General features: G+C 68.3%; 20 protein-coding genes. 4 read left to right on the forward strand and 16 right to left on the reverse strand.

Going from position 1 to position 19,006, the window contains the following annotated elements:
• The coding region (locus OCH239_RS12130) for an alcohol dehydrogenase catalytic domain-containing protein (RefSeq protein WP_037262978.1) at window positions 1-464 on the reverse strand (464 nt) is incomplete at its 3' end.
• A 154-nt stretch (window positions 465-618) separates the two neighbouring features.
• Between OCH239_RS12130 and OCH239_RS12135 the strand changes: the two genes are divergently transcribed.
• Window positions 619-1,233 (forward strand): hypothetical protein, encoded by a 615-nt coding sequence (locus tag OCH239_RS12135; RefSeq protein WP_037262980.1) that lies wholly within the window; start codon window positions 619-621, stop codon window positions 1,231-1,233.
• 10 nt (window positions 1,234-1,243) lie between these two features.
• Here OCH239_RS12135 and OCH239_RS12140 read toward each other — a convergent pair whose 3' ends face one another.
• The gene (locus OCH239_RS12140; RefSeq protein WP_037262982.1) at window positions 1,244-2,281 is read right to left on the reverse strand and encodes a quinoprotein relay system zinc metallohydrolase 2; all 1,038 of its coding nucleotides are present in this window, start codon (window positions 2,279-2,281) and stop codon (window positions 1,244-1,246) included.
• A gap of 142 nt (window positions 2,282-2,423) precedes the next feature.
• Between OCH239_RS12140 and OCH239_RS12145 the strand changes: the two genes are divergently transcribed.
• Complete coding sequence (locus OCH239_RS12145; protein WP_037262984.1) at window positions 2,424-3,233, forward strand: quinoprotein dehydrogenase-associated SoxYZ-like carrier; 810 nt, start codon at window positions 2,424-2,426, stop codon at window positions 3,231-3,233.
• 3 nt (window positions 3,234-3,236) lie between these two features.
• Here OCH239_RS12145 and OCH239_RS12150 read toward each other — a convergent pair whose 3' ends face one another.
• The 14 genes from OCH239_RS12150 to OCH239_RS12215 all read right to left on the reverse strand — a co-directional run bounded on the left by OCH239_RS12150 (window position 3,237) and on the right by OCH239_RS12215 (window position 16,690).
• Window positions 3,237-3,587 carry a hypothetical protein gene (locus tag OCH239_RS12150; protein ID WP_037262986.1) on the reverse strand — a complete coding sequence of 117 codons (351 nt, stop codon included), beginning with the start codon at window positions 3,585-3,587 and terminating at the stop codon, window positions 3,237-3,239.
• Window positions 3,584-4,234, reverse strand: a complete 651-nt coding sequence (locus tag OCH239_RS12155; protein ID WP_051489444.1) for a hypothetical protein — start codon at window positions 4,232-4,234, stop codon at window positions 3,584-3,586. The genes OCH239_RS12150 and OCH239_RS12155 overlap by 4 nt, the downstream gene beginning before the upstream one ends.
• A 46-nt stretch (window positions 4,235-4,280) precedes the next feature.
• Complete coding sequence (locus tag OCH239_RS12160; RefSeq protein ID WP_037262987.1) at window positions 4,281-6,539, reverse strand: hybrid sensor histidine kinase/response regulator; 2,259 nt, start codon at window positions 6,537-6,539, stop codon at window positions 4,281-4,283.
• On the reverse strand, window positions 6,536-7,696 hold the full coding sequence (locus OCH239_RS12165; RefSeq protein ID WP_051489445.1) for an FIST N-terminal domain-containing protein: 1,161 nt from the start codon (window positions 7,694-7,696) through the stop codon (window positions 6,536-6,538). Before OCH239_RS12165 ends, OCH239_RS12160 begins: the two co-directional genes overlap by 4 nt.
• 1 nt (window position 7,697) lies before the next feature.
• Window positions 7,698-8,423 carry a LuxR C-terminal-related transcriptional regulator gene (locus tag OCH239_RS12170; RefSeq protein WP_037262988.1) on the reverse strand — a complete coding sequence of 242 codons (726 nt, stop codon included), beginning with the start codon at window positions 8,421-8,423 and terminating at the stop codon, window positions 7,698-7,700.
• Window positions 8,424-8,555: 132 nt separating this feature from the next.
• The gene (gfa, locus tag OCH239_RS12175; RefSeq protein ID WP_084782413.1) at window positions 8,556-9,203 is read right to left on the reverse strand and encodes an S-(hydroxymethyl)glutathione synthase; all 648 of its coding nucleotides are present in this window, start codon (window positions 9,201-9,203) and stop codon (window positions 8,556-8,558) included.
• A gap of 75 nt (window positions 9,204-9,278) precedes the next feature.
• Window positions 9,279-10,478, reverse strand: a complete 1,200-nt coding sequence (locus OCH239_RS12180) for a BatD family protein (RefSeq protein ID WP_037262991.1) — start codon at window positions 10,476-10,478, stop codon at window positions 9,279-9,281.
• Entirely contained in the window at window positions 10,475-11,170 is a 696-nt protein-coding gene (locus tag OCH239_RS12185; RefSeq protein ID WP_037262993.1) for a hypothetical protein, read from the reverse strand. The genes OCH239_RS12180 and OCH239_RS12185 overlap by 4 nt, the downstream gene beginning before the upstream one ends.
• A complete protein-coding gene (locus tag OCH239_RS12190; RefSeq protein ID WP_037262996.1) occupies window positions 11,167-12,057 on the reverse strand; it encodes a VWA domain-containing protein in 891 nt (296 codons plus the stop codon). The genes OCH239_RS12185 and OCH239_RS12190 overlap by 4 nt, the downstream gene beginning before the upstream one ends.
• On the reverse strand, window positions 12,054-13,010 hold the full coding sequence (locus OCH239_RS12195; protein ID WP_037262998.1) for a VWA domain-containing protein: 957 nt from the start codon (window positions 13,008-13,010) through the stop codon (window positions 12,054-12,056). The genes OCH239_RS12190 and OCH239_RS12195 overlap by 4 nt, the downstream gene beginning before the upstream one ends.
• A complete protein-coding gene (locus tag OCH239_RS12200; RefSeq protein WP_037263000.1) occupies window positions 13,003-13,350 on the reverse strand; it encodes a hypothetical protein in 348 nt (115 codons plus the stop codon). Before OCH239_RS12200 ends, OCH239_RS12195 begins: the two co-directional genes overlap by 8 nt.
• 1 nt (window position 13,351) lies before the next feature.
• Window positions 13,352-14,251, reverse strand: a complete 900-nt coding sequence (locus OCH239_RS12205; RefSeq protein WP_037263003.1) for a DUF58 domain-containing protein — start codon at window positions 14,249-14,251, stop codon at window positions 13,352-13,354.
• Window positions 14,248-15,198: an AAA family ATPase gene (locus tag OCH239_RS12210; protein WP_037263005.1), complete on the reverse strand. Its 951-nt coding sequence runs from the start codon at window positions 15,196-15,198 to the stop codon at window positions 14,248-14,250. The genes OCH239_RS12205 and OCH239_RS12210 overlap by 4 nt, the downstream gene beginning before the upstream one ends.
• A gap of 85 nt (window positions 15,199-15,283) precedes the next feature.
• Window positions 15,284-16,690, reverse strand: a complete 1,407-nt coding sequence (locus tag OCH239_RS12215; RefSeq protein WP_037263173.1) for a helix-turn-helix domain-containing protein — start codon at window positions 16,688-16,690, stop codon at window positions 15,284-15,286.
• A gap of 138 nt (window positions 16,691-16,828) precedes the next feature.
• On the opposite strand from OCH239_RS12215, the gene OCH239_RS12220 reads away from it, so the two are divergent.
• Both OCH239_RS12220 and OCH239_RS12225 read left to right on the forward strand, forming a co-directional pair.
• Window positions 16,829-18,031 carry a pyridoxal-phosphate-dependent aminotransferase family protein gene (locus OCH239_RS12220; protein WP_037263007.1) on the forward strand — a complete coding sequence of 401 codons (1,203 nt, stop codon included), beginning with the start codon at window positions 16,829-16,831 and terminating at the stop codon, window positions 18,029-18,031.
• A gap of 12 nt (window positions 18,032-18,043) precedes the next feature.
• Window positions 18,044-19,000, forward strand: coding sequence for an HpcH/HpaI aldolase/citrate lyase family protein (locus OCH239_RS12225; protein WP_037263009.1), 957 nt, complete (start codon window positions 18,044-18,046; stop codon window positions 18,998-19,000).
• The last annotated feature ends 6 nt before the right edge of the window (window positions 19,001-19,006 follow it).

A 19,006-nucleotide genomic window follows, 5' to 3' on the forward strand; every position in this document is an offset into this window, starting at 1 on the left:
TTTGCCAGCGCAATCTCGGGCAGAACCGTGTGATTGGCAAAGGTGGAACAGCCCATGTAGTGATGCAGGACCGTGCCGTCGTCGAGGCTGAAGCGCGAGGTGCCGTCGGGCATCACGCCCTTGCCCTGCGTGCCGCGGATCGCCTGGCAGAGATTGGTCTTGCCCGAGAGGCAATATTCGCATTCGCGGCATTCGGGGGTGTAGAGCGGGATCACGTGGTCGCCGGGCACGACGCTCTTCACGCCCTCGCCGACCTCGAGCACGATGCCCGCGCCCTCGTGGCCGAGGATCGAGGGGAAGAGCCCCTCGGGATCCGCGCCCGACCGGGTGAACTCGTCGGTGTGACAGATGCCGGTCGCCTTGACCTCGATCAGGACCTCGCCCGCCTTCGGACCTTCGAGGTTCACCTCCATGATCTCCAGCGGCTTTCCCGCCTCCATCGCAACCGCCGCGCGCGTCTTCATGCAGTCACCTCCCGGTTGTCCGTGCCGCTTCGGCATCTCATGGAAAAAACTTAAGCGTGGCCGCGAGCGCCGAACAATGCAGACCAAGGTGGGTACCCGTGATGCGTGGACATGGGCCGCGCGCCGGATAGTGTGGACGCAGAGGGAGGATGGCATGACACCACGCGCGTTCGCCGCCACGGCACTGGTGCTCGGTCTCGCCGGGCACGTTTCGGCTGCCGATTTTTCCGATCCGACCTGGCCCTGCCAGCAGGCCAAGGTCGAAGGGCTATCACCGGGACTGATGTGGCCCCAGCCGCTGCCAGAGACCGAGCCGGCGATGGACGAGGCGACGCGCGCCGATATCCGCAGCCTCGTCGGGCAACTTACGCTGCGGCGCCTGGACCTACCTGAGGTTGAACCGGCGCTCGATACCTTCGCGGCGGAGCACGGGCGTGATCCCGCGCTGATGGGCCACGTCTTTCAGGAAGTCTTCGACATCATGTCGCGCACGCGGGCCGAGATCATGACGGGGATCGAGGAATACTCGCTGTCCCAGATCGACCTTGCCGAACGCATCGATGCCGCGCGCAACGTGATGGAGGCGGAGATGGCGAAAGAGGAGCCGGACTTCGACAAGGTGGACGCGGCGGAGGAACAGCTCGCCTGGGACGAACGCATCTACGACGAGCGCCGCCAATCCCTGACCTATGTCTGCGAGACGCCGGTGCTTCTGGAAAAACGCCTCTATGCCATCGCGCAGATGCTGCTGAAGCGCGTCGAGAGCTGAAGCCCGGCGCTCATTCCCATTCGAGTTCGGTGAAGGCCACGGTTGCGTTCGCCGGGTTGAAGATCTCGAACAGCTCCCATTGCCCCGCCTCCGACCTGGCGATGTCCGGAACCGCGTCGCCAAGCCGTTCGCCGGCCTCGATCGCCGCACGCGTGTCGCTGGCGAGAACCTCCAGATAGCGGCGCAGAGCGGCGCCGCCCTCGGGCCAGGCTAGCGAGGCATCGCCGTGTCCGGGCACGACACGTGCCGGCTCCAGGGCGTCGATCCTGTCGAGCACCGCGCGCCATCCGGGAAGAGAACCGTCGAGCGAAGGGGTGTGCCGGTGGAAGACGAGATCGCCAGCGAAGAGCGTGCCCGTCGCCTCGTCCAGTACCGTCAGGTCCGTCGGTGTATGCGCCGTGGGCCAGGCCTGAACTCTCAGCGTCCGGCCACCGAGATCGATGCTCATCCGGTCGGTCACTGCCACATCGACCTCCGGGAGCTCGGAGCCAATGGCCTGTCCGGCGCCGATATCGGCATCGAGGCTCTCCCGGTAATCCTGCCGCCGGTCGGCCAGCGCCCGCGACAGATGCCGGTGCCCGACGACCTGCGCGCCGGCCTCGGTGAAGATGCTCGTGCCGAAGACGTGGTCGGGATGCATGTGGGTCAGGATCACGTGGGTGACCGGCAGGTCCGTGCGCGCCCGGACGGCGCGCCAGAGCGCCTCACCGATCCAGCGCGCATTGCCGGTATCGATCACGGCCACGGAGGCGCCGCCGATGACGACGCCGAGATTGGCCACGTCGCCGCCGTTCTCTTCGCCGGGTGTCGCCACCTCACCCTCGTGCACGAAGACCCCCGCCGCCACCTCCGTCAGATCGAGCGCCGGGCCGGCCGCACGACAGCTCGGGGGCCCGGACGCGACGAGCCCTGAGGGAGCTTCCGCGGAGATGTCCTTCAACGTCTCAACGCAGGCGCTGCGCGTCTCTGCCGCGTGACCGGGGATCAGGACGTCGCGGCAAATGCCGGGCTCCGCGGCGAGGCAGAGAGTCAGCACGGCTTCGAACATGGCAGATGCCTCCTGCGGTCTCGGCGGACCGATCCTGCGGCCGCGGCCCATGTACGAACCACCGCGACGATGGGATGGGTATGCCGGTCGCCGCCGAAGTGGCAGGATGGCGCAGCCTTTGGAATGATGCAGGAGGAGCGTCATGAAGATCCTGGCACAAGTCGCGCTGGCCCTCTTGCTCGGCAGCGCGGCCCATGCGGCCGAGACCGCCAACCCCCTGACCGACAGCGACAGCTGGCAGGCCATCCGCGCCGACGTCGCCGGAGACATTCAGATTTCCGAGGCCGGCGACCTTTTCGAGGTGGTGGCCCCCTACCGCGCATCGCACGCCGCCGCGGTGCCGGTGACGATACGGCAGACCGATCCCTCGGCGCGCATCACCGGCGCAACGGTGGTGATCGACGAGAACCCCTCGCCCGTCGCTGCCGAGTTCACATTCGGCGAGGCGATGCTGCCGCTCGATCTCGAGATGCGGGTCCGGGTGAACCAGTATTCCAACGTCCGCGTCCTCGCCGAAACGGATGCCGGAACCTTCATGGACGGGCGGTTCGTGAAGGCCTCGGGCGGGTGCTCGGCCCCCGCGACACGCGATCCCGAAGAGGCGCTGGCCTCGATGGGAGAGATGCGGCTGCGGCTCTTCGGCAAGGACGAGACCGGGGCGATGTCGATGCCGCGTCGCGAGGCTCAGGTGATGATCCGGCACCCGAACTATTCGGGGCTGCAGCGCAACCAGATCACGCATCTCTTCATCGCGGCGCATTTCCTTGACCAGATCGAGGTGCTGCAGGGCGACGAGCTGCTCTTCCGAATGACCGGCGGCATCTCGATCAGCGAGAACCCCGTCTTCCGCTTCAGCTATGCCGACAACGGCACCGAGGCTCTGACCGTCCGCGCGCACGACACGGACGGCAACTGGTTCGAGGAGGTCCTGCCGAAGGACCAGCAGAGCTGAGGCTCAGAAACAGACGATCTCCGCCTCCGCCTGCGCGCGGCGGAGATCGGCGACCATGGTGTTCGCGCTCGCCGCGCTGCGGAACACCGCCATGCGCTCGCCCCCGGTTTGCCGCATGGAGAGGACGGTCTCGGCCTGCACATAATCCTCGTAGGGCAGGATCGAGGCGATGCGGTCGATGGAGCAGGAGCATTGCGCGAGCACCTGCCGGCTCTGGCCGTTGGTCGCCATGCAGGCGAAGACGTAATCGGCTCTCACTTCCGTCGGATAGTCGTTGTAGCGTTCGGCCACGTCCTGCGCTGCGGCAGGCGCCGCCAGCAGGCACAGCGTCAGCGTGATCGCACGAAGGGTCATGGTGAGGTCTCCTCGGCGGTGCGGTCGCCCATGTGGTCGAAGGTCAGCGTCGTGCTGTAGGCTTCAGTCCCGGTTTCTGGGATGCTCGCGGAGAGGGTCTGGTAGAGCCCTGGCACCTCCGGCGACATGACCGCGGAGAGGGTCAGGGCGTCGAAGCCCTGCATCCGCGCCGCGTTCGGATCGTCCGCGAAGGGATGCAGCGTGACTTCGGTCGCCCCGGGGACATCGCGCACCTCGCCCGCCTCGAGCAGTGCCTCCTTCATGCGGTTGCGGATGTAGAACGGATTGCCGCCGGCGGCCTCTGCGACGTCGCGGACCACGGTCTCCACAAAATACATGATGATCGGATTGCCGACGCCCGCGGGGAACTCGCCGAGCACGCGATGCCTGCCGTCCCGGCGCAGGGTCAGCCGCGCCATCTCGCCCTCGATCGACAATTCGATCCGGCCGTCTTCCTCCGGCTCAGGATCAAAGCCGTTCGTGATGGATCTGTCGTAGACGAGCGTCCGGTCGGCCGGCACCTCGTCGAGCGTGCCGTTCACGAAGATCCTGTCATAGGCGCTCGGCCCACCCTCTTCCGCTGCCACGACGGCGCCGGCACCCAGCAGGGCCAGCGCGGCGGCGGACGCGATCCGCAACTGTCTCATGGCAGATCCTCCTTCGGTTCCGACCCTATGCCTCGCCTGCGGACTGTCATGACAGACTTTGGTCTGCGCTCGCCGCCATCGTCCGTCCCCGCGTCTTCCAGTCGATGAGCGGCCGGAGGCGCGACGGATCGACGGGCTTTGCCAGGAGGGTCAGGTCGTGCGTCTGCGCCGCCGCTTCGAGAGTACCGCCCGACCAGGACGTGATCATGATCGCCGGGACGTGCTGACCGGTCGCCCGCCGGACCTCCTCGACGGTGCGGAAGCCGGTATCCCCGCGGTCGAGCCTGTAGTCGACGATGACGATGTCGGGCGCGCAACCGATGTCGCGCACGAGCGCGAGCGCCTCCTCGGTGGTGTGCGCGCCGAGAACGCTTGCGCCCCAGCTCTCGAGCCGCTGAACCGTCGCGAAGAGCACGTCCGCGTCGCTCTCCACCACCAGCGCGACGAGATCCATGTCGGCATCGGGCGGCGCAATGTCGGCCACCGACGCGGGCTCGGCGAGCGCCGCACTCGCAGGGGGTGCGACGCGCTCCATCTCGATCCAGAACACCGAGCCGATCCCGGGTTTCGAGCGCACGCCCACGCCGTGCCCCAGATGGCGGCAGGTCCGGTCGACGATCGAGAGGCCGAGCCCGAGCCCCGAGCCGGGGGTCACGTTGTCGGCTCGCGCGAATTCCTCGAAGATGCGGGCCTGGTCGCGGCGCGAGATGCCGATGCCGGTATCCCAGACTTCGAGCACCACCTTCTCGCCTCGGTTGCGGCAGCCGACGAGAACGCGTCCGCCTTCGGGGGTGTACTGGACCGCATTGACGATGAGATTGCGGACCGATCGCATGAGATAGCGGTAATCGCTGCGCACCCATGCGGAAGAGGGAACGCAGTCGAGCCTCACCCCGCGCGAGGCGGCGAACACGGCCTGATCGGAGACGACCGCATCGAGGATGTCGCCGAGGCAGAGATCCGCCGCGACGAGCCCCTCGCCCGCGCTGTCGAGACGCGAGATGTCGAGAATGGCGTGGAGCAGCGTCTCCATCGACCCGAATGAACTGTCGAGCCGCTGGATGAGCGTGTGCATCTCGCTGCCGCGGGACTTGTCGACGAGCGTCGAGATGAGGATCTTGGCGGCGTTCACGGGCTGGAGCAGATCGTGGCTCGCGGCGGCGAGGAAACGCGTCTTGGACGACATCGCCGCCTCGGCCGCCTCCTTGGCGAGACGGAGTTCGTCTTCGACGCGCGCCTGTTCCTCGTACTGGGCGGTCAGACGACAGTTGGCCTCGGTCAGTTCGACGGTGCGCTCTTCGACCCGGCGCTCGAGCATCTCGGTCGCGCGGTACTCGAGCGAGACGTCGGCGATGTCGGCGAGGAAGCCCCGGTCGGGCAGGCTGTGGAGATGCAGGTCCAGCACCTGCCCCCGCCCGTTGAAGAGCCTCTGGCGCAGCTGCCCGTCGGTGCGCAGCTTGCGCGGCCAATGCTCGACCTGGTTGTCGGCGCCTCCGGCGACGACCGTGCCGTTGTTCTTGAGGAAGGCGAGAATGTCGTCGAACCGGGTGCCGCGCTGCACGAGTGTGAACGGCAACCCGAGCAGGGTCCGGAACCGGTCGTTGCAGATCATCACCGTGCCGGGCCGCGCGAAGGTGCAGATGCCGAGGCTCATGTGGTCGAACGCCGCCTGCAGATAATGCGCCTGCCGGTCGATGAGCTGGTCCTTCTCGGACCGGCTCGCCCGGACGATGCCGGTGATCTCGGTCTGCAGGACGATGACGTTGTCCGAAGACGTGCGCTGCAGGTTGACCTGGAACCACGTGTCTTCGGCCAGTTCGAGCACGAAGGACATGACACCGGCGGTTTCGGGGCCGCGTCGTGCGCGCATCAGGTGATCGCGCACGGTGTCGTCTCGCGATACAAGATGGGTGCTGCCGGCCACGGCGACGAAGTATTCGTCGATGCCGATGCCGGCAAAGACATGCTCGGCGATGTCCGGCAGGAGCTGGCGGAACTGGTCGTTGCAGATCTGGAGCTGTCCGTCGCTGAAGAGGGCAAAGCCGCCCTCCATGACCGAGAGGGCCTCGGCAAAACTTTTCTGCGCGCGCTCACGGTCCCGCCGCAGTTCGGCCAGCTCGTTGGACGCACGCTCGAGGTCGCGCGCCTTCGCCCAGACCTGCGCCTGCAACGACACGGCCGACTGGAAGGCGGAATAAGCGGTGGTGGCGACCTCGTGCTGGCGGCCGGCGCGGCGCAGGAGGGCGTCGATGATCCTCGACTGCTTGACGACCTGCACCTCCGGCGGGTCACTGGGGTCGATCATTGCAGACCTCCTGCGGGCGGCGGGTCGAAGAACGCGACGCCCACGAAGGTCTGGTTCACGTGCACGCCGCAATGCTGCTCGCCATAGGTGTTGAACCCCAGCACTTTGCGGGCGCGCAGGATGTCCGAGGCCGCGGCGGTCAGCTGCTTCTGCTCGATCTCGATTTTGCGCAGGATGCAGTCGAAGCCGAGGATGAAGTCAGGCGCATGTCCGCTGCGGCTTTCGACCGCGAGCCCTTCGTCGAGCGTGCGCAGCACCTCGCGGCCGCGGCCGAGCGTGAGTAGCAGCCCGTCGTCGATCGCCGAGAGGAACGTGAGCGCGCCGTCCTCCCGCGCGCCCTGGATCGCGCGGACATGGTAGAGGGACGAGTTCCGCACGAGGACCGGGTTCTCGGCGAAGACGCGCGGATTGAGCTCTGCCACGCTCGTGCCCACGAGGCGCGCGTATTCCTGCGCAGCGGGCGCGCCGTTCAGCTCGAGCACCATCCGCTCTTCGGGAACCGCGTCGGTGACGACCATACGCTTCTCGGTCGGCAGGAAATGGTCGAACCCGATGCCGGCCACCTCGAGGTCGGTCTCGAGCAGAAGGAGGAGCGCGGCGTTGGAATGGAAGGCGCCGTTGTGCAGCACGAAGGTGGAGCGGAAGTGCAGCCCGTCTCCGGCCGAGCCCCCGAAAACCGGCAGCGGCCCGAGCGCCTCCTCGAGCGCGACGACGAGCACGTCCTCCTGCTTCGAGAGCCCGTCTGCGAAGGTAAGCGCGAGACGGTTCCTCTGCGCCGTCTTCTGAAACTGGGCGTTGAGCTTGCGCACAGCCGCCGCGGTCTGGCTGATCTGCAGCGGTTGGAGGGGAGAGATCAGCATCGAGGCGACGCGGAAATGCGCCCGCGGCAGCTGGATCGCCAGAAGCGCATCGGTTTCGTACCCTTGCGGCGTGATCTGACCGGCCGTGGTGCAGCCGAAGACGGAGACCCCCCGGAACCGGCGGTTCATCCGATCGGCGAGTTCCGCGAGATCAAACCCCTCGGGAACGAACACCAGCAGGCAGCACGCCTCCCGCGGATCGAGCTGGCCGGCGATCTCCGCGACGGCTATGCGCGGCTCGCGCGCATACGACATCGCCACGGTGGCAAATGTCGGACCGCCCGGCTTCTGCAACATTCTATCGCCCGACCGAGCTTTCGGCCTCGGACTCGGCGTAGTCACCGGAGAAGTTGAGACCCACGCTTTCGACCAGCACCGCCGCCTGCGTCCGGTTCTGGACCCCGAGGCGGCGCAGCAGGACCGTGATATGCGCCTTCACCGTGGCCTCTGCGAGGTTCATCTCGTAGGCGATCTGCTTGTTCTGCTTGCCTGCACAGATGAGGCGCATCACCCGCGATTGCTGCGGCGTCAGCTGCAGGATCCGCTGGCTGATTTCCCGCACGTCGAGCGAGCGCTGCCCGGATACAGAGCCGTTCCTGGGTACAGTCTCGAAGAACTTGTGCCCGAGCCGGATCTCCGAGAGCGCGAGCTTCAGCGTCTGGATCGGGGCGTCCTTGCAAAGAAAACCCGCGGCCCCCGCGGATTTGACCGCTGCGACGATGTCGTCGGAAGCCAGCGACGAATTGACGAGGATCGGCGTGTCGGGCATCTGGTCGCGCAGGCGCAGGAGCCCGCAGATCCCGGTCACGTCCGGCAGCTTTAGGTCGAGCATGACGAGATCGGGCGAAAAGCCGGGGCGCAAGGTGTCAAGCGCGTCCTGCAGGCAGGTTACCGTCTCAATGTGCGGATCGTCGAAGACGTGGCGAAGTGCAGAGCAGAGGGCCTCGGCGTAGAGCGGATGATCGTCCACCACCAGAACTGATGCAATGCGACAGTCCGGTGGTGAAACCGGTTCGTGCTTCATGTGAATTTTCCTCCCGTTCGGAAGGTTGCCGCAACGGAATCTCCCAAGCAAGAGTGCTGTGCTCAGTATGCCGTGACCGGCCGTCTTTCGCTCTGTCGTCTGCCGCGCGAAAGACGGCCGGTTCCGCGCCGCTCAGGCCGCCAGAACGCCCTTCTGCTTGGCGACATGGGTCGAGATTGCGTCCATCAGCGGCGGCGAGAGGCAATCGTAGGGCGTCAGGCCGAGATCCCGCAGACGGTTCCGTATGCCGTCCATCCGCGCGGGATCGACACCGGACTCGATGATCGAGGACACGAAGGCCGCAAATTCCGGCGCCGACCAGCCGCCCTCGCGCGACAATTCGGTATGCACGAAGTCGAGCCCGTGAAACGGATGTCCGGTGTTCTCGATCCGCCCGATCATGTGAACCCCGCACGCCTTGCAGGCGTGACGCTGGATCGCCGCGCTTGGATCGACGATTTCGAGCTTCTCCGGATGCGCCGTGATCTTCACCTTGTCGCGTCCGACCACCGCGATCTGCGAGAAGACCGCGCCGTCAGGCTTCCAGCATTTGGTGCAGCCGCAGACGTGGTTGTGTGCCGTCTGGGCGGACACCTCGACAACCACCTGATCGCTCTTGCAATGACAGCGCAGCGTTCCGCCGGTGAAGCCGCTCTTTCCGGACTTCACCCCGTTGTCCACCGAGGGGTGGATCTTCACGCTCGGATCGCTCCGGGGCGTGTGGTGGTCCCGTTGAGGCGTGGTCTTGTTCTCCCCGAAAAGGGATGACAGCAGTCCCATGATTATGATCCTCCCATGACCGCGATCAGGCATCGCGGCAGGACCATTCTGCGCCTCGCCCCCGCTTCGAGCAATTCAGCCTTCCGTATCGGTCCGGGCGCGGCGCGAGAGGAAATCCCGCGCGAGCCGCCGGGTTTCTGGACCCCCGGCGACCCGCGCGAAGATGGCGTGATCCATCACGTCGAGAAGACGCTTGCGCTCCGCCGTCGCTCCGTCCCGCAGGACCAGGCGTGCCGCATGTCGGCGCATTCCGACCAGATCACCGTGGGCGGCGGCGCGCCGCAAGCTGCGCGCCAGCGGATCGAGCCAGGGCAACCGCCGCAGCCCGGCCTCGCGCGCCACGCGGCTCGGGGAGACCACTGCAAGAGCGCCGAGAAACGCAACGAGGATCCCTGCCACCGAAGAGATTGGATGCAGCCGCGCCTCCGGCGGCGGAATCTGCGCGGGTGGCATCGCCTCGGCCATGGCAACGCGCTGCGCGCTGATCGAGACGCTGTGCAGCTCGCGGGTCACCGTGTCGAAATAATCGAACTCGATCGGCTCGAGGATCGCCGAGACCCCGTTGGTCGGGCGGATCGTCCAGCGCCAGAACGCGATCGACACCGGGCCCTCAGGAGAGAGCTCGACGAGCCGCTTCTCGGGATGGGCGAAGATCATCGCACTCGGCGAGGACAGCTCTGGCATCGGCGGGATCATCTCCGGGCTGGCACCGACGGCGCTCACGCGGATCACGCGCAGCACACCCTCCCCCTCGGCAAGCTGGTCGGGCGCATTTGACCAATCGTCCGAAATCTCGAGCCGGCGCACCGGAAACCACCATTCCGTGCCGGCAGCGGCCGCAGGGACGGGTTCGACGGTCAGGGTCACGGGCTCGGAGGCGACGGGATGCTCGAACCAGTCGTCGCCTTCGTCGGTAAGCGTGAGACGGTGGACGAAGGGTCCGATGGTGACCTCGCCTTGCCTGTCGGGGAAGAGCGCCATCCGCCGCTTGAAGTTCTTGACCGGCTGCCCCGCCTCCTGGGTCTCGTACCACCAGTCCTGACCGAGCTGCATCCAGTTGAAGCCGTCGAGTTCGGGCTGCTCGAGAGTCTCGAGCGTGACATGTCGCCGGTATCGCCCGTGGATCGTGACGAGGACCATCTCGCCCTGCACCGGGGCGACAGCGCCGTTCTCGATGGTCACCGTGAGATCCAGCTCTCCGGGATGCACCTCGCGGCTTTGCGCAGTCGCGAGCGCGGGCCACACCAGCAACAGGAAAACGGCAAGGCGCCTCATTCGGGATCCTCCGGCGGCGGTTGCAGGAGACCGAGATCCTCGCGCCGCTTGCGCTCGTGGCTGATGCGGGCGGCGAGGTACTCCCCGGGAACGTCGCTCAGGGTCTCCAGCCAGCGTTCGTTGGCGACCATGAACTGATCGTCGAAGACCTTGCGGACCTGCCCGTCGCCGAAGCTTTCAAGCTCCGGCAGGCCGAGGAGCGCGCCGGTATTCGTCGTGCCCGATCCGGTCCCGGCGGCACGGGCGTCGCCGCGCGCGACAAAGGAGCGGACCACCGCGCCCTCGCCGCCGTCCCTCTCGGTGAACCAGGCGATGGGCGCCGCGGGGTCCAGGGCGAGCCCGGCATAGGCGGCGGCCACCAAGTCGAAATTGGCGGACGCCCGCGGATCGCCCGAACGACGCGCGACGTCGTAGGCTTCGAGCGCTGCGGCATAGCGGCCTTGCCGTACCTCGGCATTGCCGAGATTGAGCATCGCCCCCGCCGCGCGGAAGCTCTCGGCCGCCACGGCGGGGTTCCCGGCGCGGTACTGCGCCACTCCGCGCCATGCGGGATCGTCGAAGAGCGGCGCTGCGAGGCGTGGCAGGCCGAGCGCCAGCGCGAGCCGGCCGAAGGGCGCGGTCCCGGCGCCGAGAAGAGCCGCCGCGAGGAGCGCCAGCGCCCCGGCGAGTGCGACGACGCGCGCCGGTCTCATGACGCCCTCCGCCGGAACATCAGGAGCACCGGCACCAGCGCGAGGACGAGAACCAGCCGTCCCTGATCGGCCCAGAAGAGGAGCGGCCAGTCCTGCCGCTCGATCCGCGCGCGTGCGGCGTCGGAGAGGAACGCGGCGAGGCCCTCCGCGTCACGCGTGGCGAAGACGGCGCCGCCCCCGACGCGCGCGAGCGTGTCCGCCACGGCGTCCGGTGCCGGCATCACCACGGAGAGACGCGCGCCGGCATCCGCGATCGCCGCGGCGTCGCCGAGCGTGCCCTGGCCAAGGCCCCCGCCATCGGTCAGCAGGATCACGTCGCCGCCGAGGCTACGCGCCTGCGTCAGGACATCGCGCGCCCGGGCCAGCGCGAGCCCCGGACGGGTGCCCGGATCGGGCACCGTCTCGGCGCCGACGAGCGACAGGGTCTGTCCGAGCTGCGCGTGATCGGAGGAAAGGTCCGAGGCGACATAGGCGTCCCCCGCATAGACGATGAGCGCCGCGGGCCGGCTTCCGAGCGAGGCGGCCGCATAGCGGGCTATGGTCTGCAGGTCGGTCCAGTGCGCCCCCTCCGTGGCCGAGGGCGAGGCGTCGAGAACCAGGATCACCGCATCCATGTTGCGGAACGTCGCAGCGCCGCGCCGCTCCACCGCCGGTCCCGCGAGCGCGAGCGCGATCAGCCCCGACGCGGCGAGCGGCACGAGCGACAGCGGAAGTCCCCTTCCGCCATCGACGCGCCCGAGCGCCCGCAGAGCAGCCATCCGGTCCGGACGCACCGCCCGGGTCCATCCGCCGAGCGCGCCGCCACGCCGCACCACCCAGACGGCGGCCACAGCGAGAAGCGGCAGCGCAAGAAGCCACAACGGTCTCAGGAGCGTCAGGTCGGTCATTCCGCCCCCCGCCACGCGGCCAGGACACCGAAGAGGCCGACCAGCGCGGCGGGCCAGATCCAGAATTCCCGGAAGACCTCGGCAGCGAGCCCGTCGCCGGCCGTCGCCTCGAGCCGGTCGAGCGCCTCGGTCACCGCGACCAGATCCTCGGTGGTGCGCACCCGGAAGCTCTCGCCGCCGCTGAGATCGGCCATGGCCGCGAGCGTCGCGGCATCGACGACGCCGCGCTCTCCCTCGTCCGCGTCGCTCAGGTCCTTCGGACCGAAGGCGATGGTATGGACGCGGACGCCGAGGTCGGCGGCAAGCTTCGCGACCCCGCGCGGATTGGCGGCCCCGGCATTGTTGACGCCGTCCGACAGCAGGATCACCACCCGCGAGGCAGCGGGCGAATTGCGCATGCGCTTGAGCGCGATCCCGAGCGCATCGGCGATATTGGTCGCGCGGCCCGAAATGCCGATGCTCGCCTCCTCGATCCGCTGCGCGACGGCCTCCGTGTCGAAGCTGAAGGGTGCCGCGTAATAGGCCTCGGACCCGAAGACGATCAGGGCCACCCTGTCCCCGGCCCGGCGGCGCGCGAAATCGGCGCCGACGCGCTTGACTGCGTCGAGCCGGGTGACCTCCTCGCCGTCGAGAAAGAAATCCTCGCGGACCATCGAGCCCGAAAGGTCGAGCGCGATGGCGAGATCGCGGCCCGAGGCCTGAAGCGCCGGAACCGGCAGTAGCGTCCGCGGCCCCGCAAGGGCGATGACGAGCAGCGCCCACATGATCGTGGCGTAGAAGAAGCGCCCCCGCTCCGCGCCCGGCGCGGGCCCCGATCCCGTGAGCAACCCGCGCGCCACCCCTTCGGGCACGACCAGCGCCGCTCCGTCGGACCGGCTCCGCCTGACGAAGCGCAGCACTAGCAGCGGCAACGGCAGGAGGAGCAGCGCAAGCGGATAGGCAAGCTCAGGCATCGCGAGCCAGCTCCGTCTCAAGCGCGGCCACGTCGGGGAGCCCGCCCGGCCGGTAGAGATCGCGCCTGAGACGCGCATAGACCTCGGGACGCCGCTCGCGCAGTTCGAGCAGAAGCGCCCGGCGTCGGGCCGTCTCGCCCGAAACGGGCGCGGCTTCGGCCGCAGGTCCTCGAACCGGGGCGAAGGTCCGCAGGGCCAGACCGACCAGCAGCGCGAGGCTCAGGCCGAGGCCCGCCCCGGCCAGCATCTCGGCAATCACTCCACCCGGGGCATCTTCCGGCAGACGGATGTCCTGAAGCCCGGCGACTACCGCCTCTTCGCTGAGCGCGCGTTCGGCCATGTCACGGCGCCCGGTCCGGCGGGAAGGCCGAGCGGATCAGGCGGGCCGTATCTTCGGGCGCCGCGTCGGCGTCGATTGTGAGGGCGGGCCTTCGCAGAACCTCGCCCTCGGCCGCAACCGCGCGCTTTCCGTCGATGGTCACCCGGATGCGAGTGCCGTCCGGCAGGCGCACCGGGTAGAGCCCCCGGGGCAGGCGCAGCGCAGCGCCATCGATCACCGACAGAAGGCGCGGCACGCGGCGGCGGGAGATCTCGTCGAGCCGGTCCGCGAGCCCCCTGCCCGCGCCGTCGAACCCGGAGGCGATCACGATCTCCGACCCCGGCGGCGCGATCCACCGCAGCCGCGCGAGCCCGGCCTCGAGCGGCGGCTCGCGGCCGCCGCCCACGGCCGCATGGTCGAGCGCCGCGCGATGCGCGCGGACCATGCCGCCTATTGCACCGAGCATCCCGCGCGCCCGTCCCCGCACCGGCGTCACCGTCACCGCGTCGTCGCCGAGCGCCAGAAGGCCGACGCGGCCGCCGGCCTCGACGCTCCGCCAGCCGACAAGGGCGAGCGCCTCCGCCGCGGCGACCGACCGCAGCGCGCGTCCGATGCCCCAGAGCATCGAGGTGCGGAAATCCGCAACGAGCAGCGTCACCCGATCCGCGTCCTGCCGGAACGAGCGGACATGCAGGACACCTGTGCGTGCAGTGCTGCCGCGATCGAGGTGCCGGATGTCGTCGCCGGGCACGTATTCGCGCGTGTCCTCCATTTCCTGCCCATGGCCCCGGCGCCGCGCGACGAAGCCGCCGGGCTGCCGCGACAGTGGCGGCGTCTCCGGCCCGTGCCGCGCGAGCGCGCGCAGGCCGATGAGGTGCCCCACATCGAGGGCGACGCCGTCCGATTGCAGAGCCGCTTTCACAGCGGCTCCACCGCGCGCAGGACGTCCGCGATCAGCGCGCGCGGGGTCCGCCCCTCCGCCACCGCGCGCCAGGTCAGCACCAGCCGATGCGCGAGCGCGTCGGAAGCGACCGCTGTGACGTCCTCGGGGAGTGCGTGGTCGCGGCCGTGAAGGTAGGCCCTCGCCCGCGCCGCTGCGGCGAGGGCGAGGCTGCCGCGCGGGCTCACCGCATGTTCGACCTCGTCCGAGAACGGTGGCTCGCGAGTCGCCACGACGAGCCGGACGATGTAGTCGCGCAAGGGATCGGCGAGATGGATGGAGGCGACCTCGCGCATCGCCTCGCGCACGGCGTCGAGGCCGAGAGGTTTCGGCGCCCGGTGTCCGCCGGTGCCTTCGGCCTCGACGAGATCGAGGATCCGCCGCTCGGTTTCCGGGTCCGGAAGGTCCAGAACCACATGCAGCAGAAAGCGGTCGAGCTGCGCCTCGGGCAGTGGAAAAGTGCCGTCGTGCTCGATCGGGTTCTGCGTCGCGACCACGAGGAAGGGATTGGGGAGCGGATGGGTCGTGCCGCCGCTCGTCACCTGACGCTCGGCCATCGCCTCGAGGAGGGCCGACTGGACCTTGGGCGGTGCGCGGTTGATCTCGTCGACGAGGACGAGGTTGTGAAAGACCGGGCCCGGCACAAACTCGAAATCGCCGGTCTGGGGCCGGAAGATCGGCGTGCCGGTAAGGTCCGACGGCAGAAGGTCGGGCGTGCACTGGATCCGCGCGAAACCGCCGGTCATCGCCTCGGCGAGCCAGCGTACCGCCCGCGTCTTGGCAAGGCCGGGCGCCCCCTCGACCAGCAGGTGCCCCCCCGACAGGACGCCGATGAGCAGACGTTCGATCAGCGTCTCGTGACCGACGAGACCCGCCGCGAGATGGGCGCGCATCGTCGCGATCGCGGATGGCGCTGCGATGGTGTCCATGCCTCCTCCCCGGCAGTTCCTGTCTCGATGCTAGAGGGGCCGAAACACGCACGGAACATAGCCCAAGGTCGGGGGCGCGGAACTCCTAGACCCCGTAGCGCGTCGCCCCGCGCCGGTTCTCGTTCACAGCGTTGGCAAGAAGGATCGCGTGGTGCGCGCGTTGGTCGCAATTGGCGCGCGGACAGACGCGGCAATTGATGCCGATGGGCGTGGCGCGGGTGCCGGTGAAGCTGACCTGCTCGGCATATCCGATGTCTGCCGCGTGCTCGATCGCGCAGCCCATCGCGACCGCGAGGCGCATGTCGGCGGTATGGCGCGAGAAGCTCGGCCGGTCGACGCTGCGCGCGAACACGAAGAACTGGCTTCCGTCCGGCATTTCGACCACCTGCGGCACGACGCGGCCGGGCGTGCGGAACGAGACGTGCACGTCGAGACGCGGGCAGGCTCCGCCATATTGCGCGAGCTGGAAATCGGTCGAATTGAAGCGCTTGGTGACGTTGCCGGCCTTGTCCACGCGCATGAAGAAGAAGGGCACGCCCCGTGCGCTGCCCCGCTGCAGCGTCGTCGCCCGGTGACAGGCCTGTTCGAAGCTGACGCCGAAGCGGGTGGCAAGGTGGTCGAAGTCGTACTTGCTGGCCCGCGCCTCGGAAAGAAATCTCTTGTAGGGCATGAGCACGGCCGCGGCGAAGTAGTTGGCCAGCTCGACCCGGCAGCGCGCCAGACGCGCCGGATCGTCGAGGTCGGATTTCGAGAGAATGGCGTCGAGCCCCTCGCGCTGCTCGATGAGGGCGCTGACATGGATGAGCTGGAAGACCCGGTTGGGATGGTCGAGTGCCTCCGACAGCCGGACTTCCTTGCGATCTTCGTCGTATTCGCGAAGCGTCTCGGGCATGTCGGCGACCGGCACCAGCCGCACGCGCAGGCCGAGCTTCAACCGGAGGCGGTCCTTGAGGGCGGTGTAGACCTCGTCGAGCGGCACGTCGCGTTCCGACCAGAACCGGTCGGCCGCCTTCTCGAGTGTCGGGAAGTAGTTGCGGTGATCGCGGAAGAAATTGTGCACGACCGTCTCGGGTGAGGCCTTGAGATGCGGGGAATCGCCATCCTGCGCTCCCGACATGCTCATGATCTGCTCGGTTGCGGCCTGGTAGGCGCGGTGCACCCTGAGAAAGGCCGCGGCAAGGTCCGGGCTGTGCGCCATCGCCGCGCGGAGCTGTGTCAAATCGGGTCGCGCCCCCTCGAAGATCGGGTCGGCCAGCGCCCCGCGGAGATCGGCGAAAGTCGCGGTGTCTTCGTCCTCGGCGATGTCGCGCCAATCCACGCCATAGGTCTCGAAGAGCTTCAGGAGCACCGGCACCGAGACCGATCTTTCGTTCTTCTCCAGAAGGTTGACGTAGGACGTACTAATCCCGAGGCCCTTCGCCATGAGGGCCTGGGTCTCGCCGCGCTCCTGTCGAAGCCGGCGCAGCCGGGGTCCGATGAACGTCTTCGCCATGAAGAACACTAGTCCGGCTTTTACATTTTTACAATCTCGCCGTTTTGTAAACGGGTGCATTCACAGCAGGACCCGGATTGCTTTGCAGCATGGTGGCAAGCGACGCAGCCTGGGACAACCTTGAGGAGGACCTTATCCATGCGCACCGGCCAGACCCACCTGTTCATCCCCGGCCCCACCAACATTCCCGAGAGCGTCCGACAGGCCATGAACGTGCCGATGCAGGACATGCGGGCCCCCGATTTCGGCGCGCTGACGCTCGGGCTCTTCGACGGATTGCGCCGTGTGATGCGCTCCGCCTCCGCCGAGGTCTTCCTGTTTCCCGGATCGGGCACCGGCGCCTGGGAGGCCGCGATCACCAACACGCTGAACCCGGGTGACAAGGTCCTGATGTCGCGGCATGGCCAGTTCTCGACGCTCTGGGTCGAGATGGCCGAGCGGCTCGGGCTCGATGTCGAGGTGATCGACGTGCCCTGGGGCCAGGGCGTCCCGGTCGCGGAGTTCGAGCGTCGCTTGGGAGAGGATCGGGAGGACGCGATCAAGGCGGTGTTCGTCACCCATAACGAGACCGCAACCGGCGTGACCTCGGACGTCGCCGGGGTACGCCGCGCGCTCGACGAGACCTTCCACGACGCGCTCCTTTTCGTCGACGGGGTCTCGTCCATCGCGTCGATCGACTTCCGGATGGACGAATGGGGCGTCGATCTCGCCGTCACTGGCAGCCAGAAGGGCCTGATGTGCCCCGCGGGCCTCGGCATCCTCGCGGTCAGCGAAAAGGCGATGGACGCCTCGACGCGGTCGACGATGCGCCGGGCCTATTTCGAATTCTCCGACATGCGGAAGATGAACGCCGACGGATACTTCCCCTACACGCCGCCGACCCAGATCCTGCACGGTCTCGCGAAGTCCCTCGCCCGTATCGAGGCTGAGGGGCTCGATGCGGTCATCGCGCGTCACCACAGGCTTGCCGAGGGAGTCCGCCGGGGCGTTTCGGCATGGGGGCTGGACCTCGTCGCGGCTGAGCCCGCACTCTACTCGGACACCGTGTCGGCCATCCGCGTGCCGGAGGCGGTCGATGCCCGCGAGGTCATCCGCATCGCCTACGAGGAGTACAACACCTCCTTCGGCACCGGCCTCGCGCAGCTCGCCGGAAAGGTGTTCCGCATCGGGCATCTCGGCGATCTCAACGAGGGCATGTGTCTCTCGGCGCTCGGCATCGCGGAGATGGCGCTCGCCCGCTCCGGTGTTCGGCTCCAGCTCGGATCGGGCGTCGCGGCGGCGCAGGCCTTCTACGCCTTCGGCACCGAGGCGCGCGAGCGCATCGCTCTCGCCGCAGAATAAAGGCGCAGCAAGATGTCCCACACATTGCACCCCCTCCGCAGCCAGCGGCTTCAGCGGTCCGAACTGGCGGTCCCGGCCTCCGATCCCGCGATGATCGAGAAGGCCGCGGTCAGCGCAGCCGACTTCGTGTTCCTCGACCTCGAGGACGCCGTCGCCCCGCCCGAGAAGGCGCAGGCGCGGCGCAACGCCATCGCGGCGCTCAACGACATTGACTGGTCCGCGCGGGGCAAGACCGTGTCGGTCCGGATCAACGGGCTCGACACGCAGTACATGTACCGCGACGTGGTCGATCTGATGGAGCAGGCGGGCGATCGGATCGACACCCTGCTCGTGCCCAAGGTCGGCGTGCCGGCCGATCTCTACGCCGTGGAGGCGATGGTCAACCAGATCGAGCAGGCCTGCGCGCTCGAGCGGAAGGTCGGGCTGGAGGCGCTGATCGAGACCGCGCTCGGCATGGCCAATGTCGAGGAGATCGCCCGGTTCGGCGGGCGTCTCGAGGCGCTTCATTTCGGCGTCGCCGATTACGCCGCGTCGATGCGGGCGCGCACGGTCAATATCGGCGGGCTCAATCCCGTTTATCCCGGCGACCAGTGGCACGCGTCGATCTCGCGCATGGTGGTCGCGTGCCGGGCCTACGGGCTCCGCGCCATCGACGGCCCGTTCGGCGATTTCCGCGATCCCGATGGCTACCTCGATGCGGCACGGCGGGCCGCGGCTCTCGGCTGCGAGGGCAAGTGGGCGATCCACCCCAGCCAGATCGACATGGCCAACGATGTCTTCAGCCCACCCGAGGCCGAGGTCTCCAAGGCCGAACGGATCATCGAAACGCTGAAAGAGGCCGAACGGGAGGGCCGCGGCGCGGCCAGCCTTGACGGCAAGATGATCGACGCCGCGAGCGAGAAGATGGCCCGCAACGTGATCGACATCGCCAAGGCGATTGCCGCCAAGGAGACCGCTCCGAGCGTCTGACCGACG

The sequence above is a fragment of the Roseivivax halodurans JCM 10272 genome (genome assembly GCF_000521785.1).
Classification (GTDB): domain Bacteria; phylum Pseudomonadota; class Alphaproteobacteria; order Rhodobacterales; family Rhodobacteraceae; genus Roseivivax; species Roseivivax halodurans.

Coding starts and splice junctions, on each gene's coding strand:
- OCH239_RS12135 (WP_037262980.1), top strand. CDS start 619: ATGACACCACGCGCGTTCGCCGCCACGGCACTGGTGCTCGGTCTCGCC.
- OCH239_RS12140 (WP_037262982.1), bottom strand. CDS start 2,281: ATGTTCGAAGCCGTGCTGACTCTCTGCCTCGCCGCGGAGCCCGGCATT.
- OCH239_RS12145 (WP_037262984.1), top strand. CDS start 2,424: ATGAAGATCCTGGCACAAGTCGCGCTGGCCCTCTTGCTCGGCAGCGCG.
- OCH239_RS12150 (WP_037262986.1), bottom strand. CDS start 3,587: ATGACCCTTCGTGCGATCACGCTGACGCTGTGCCTGCTGGCGGCGCCT.
- OCH239_RS12155 (WP_051489444.1), bottom strand. CDS start 4,234: ATGAGACAGTTGCGGATCGCGTCCGCCGCCGCGCTGGCCCTGCTGGGT.
- OCH239_RS12160 (WP_037262987.1), bottom strand. CDS start 6,539: ATGATCGACCCCAGTGACCCGCCGGAGGTGCAGGTCGTCAAGCAGTCG.
- OCH239_RS12165 (WP_051489445.1), bottom strand. CDS start 7,696: ATGTTGCAGAAGCCGGGCGGTCCGACATTTGCCACCGTGGCGATGTCG.
- OCH239_RS12170 (WP_037262988.1), bottom strand. CDS start 8,423: ATGAAGCACGAACCGGTTTCACCACCGGACTGTCGCATTGCATCAGTT.
- gfa (WP_084782413.1), bottom strand. CDS start 9,203: ATGGGACTGCTGTCATCCCTTTTCGGGGAGAACAAGACCACGCCTCAA.
- OCH239_RS12180 (WP_037262991.1), bottom strand. CDS start 10,478: ATGAGGCGCCTTGCCGTTTTCCTGTTGCTGGTGTGGCCCGCGCTCGCG.
- OCH239_RS12185 (WP_037262993.1), bottom strand. CDS start 11,170: ATGAGACCGGCGCGCGTCGTCGCACTCGCCGGGGCGCTGGCGCTCCTC.
- OCH239_RS12190 (WP_037262996.1), bottom strand. CDS start 12,057: ATGACCGACCTGACGCTCCTGAGACCGTTGTGGCTTCTTGCGCTGCCG.
- OCH239_RS12195 (WP_037262998.1), bottom strand. CDS start 13,010: ATGCCTGAGCTTGCCTATCCGCTTGCGCTGCTCCTCCTGCCGTTGCCG.
- OCH239_RS12200 (WP_037263000.1), bottom strand. CDS start 13,350: ATGGCCGAACGCGCGCTCAGCGAAGAGGCGGTAGTCGCCGGGCTTCAG.
- OCH239_RS12210 (WP_037263005.1), bottom strand. CDS start 15,198: ATGGACACCATCGCAGCGCCATCCGCGATCGCGACGATGCGCGCCCAT.
- OCH239_RS12215 (WP_037263173.1), bottom strand. CDS start 16,690: ATGGCGAAGACGTTCATCGGACCCCGGCTGCGCCGGCTTCGACAGGAG.
- OCH239_RS12220 (WP_037263007.1), top strand. CDS start 16,829: ATGCGCACCGGCCAGACCCACCTGTTCATCCCCGGCCCCACCAACATT.
- OCH239_RS12225 (WP_037263009.1), top strand. CDS start 18,044: ATGTCCCACACATTGCACCCCCTCCGCAGCCAGCGGCTTCAGCGGTCC.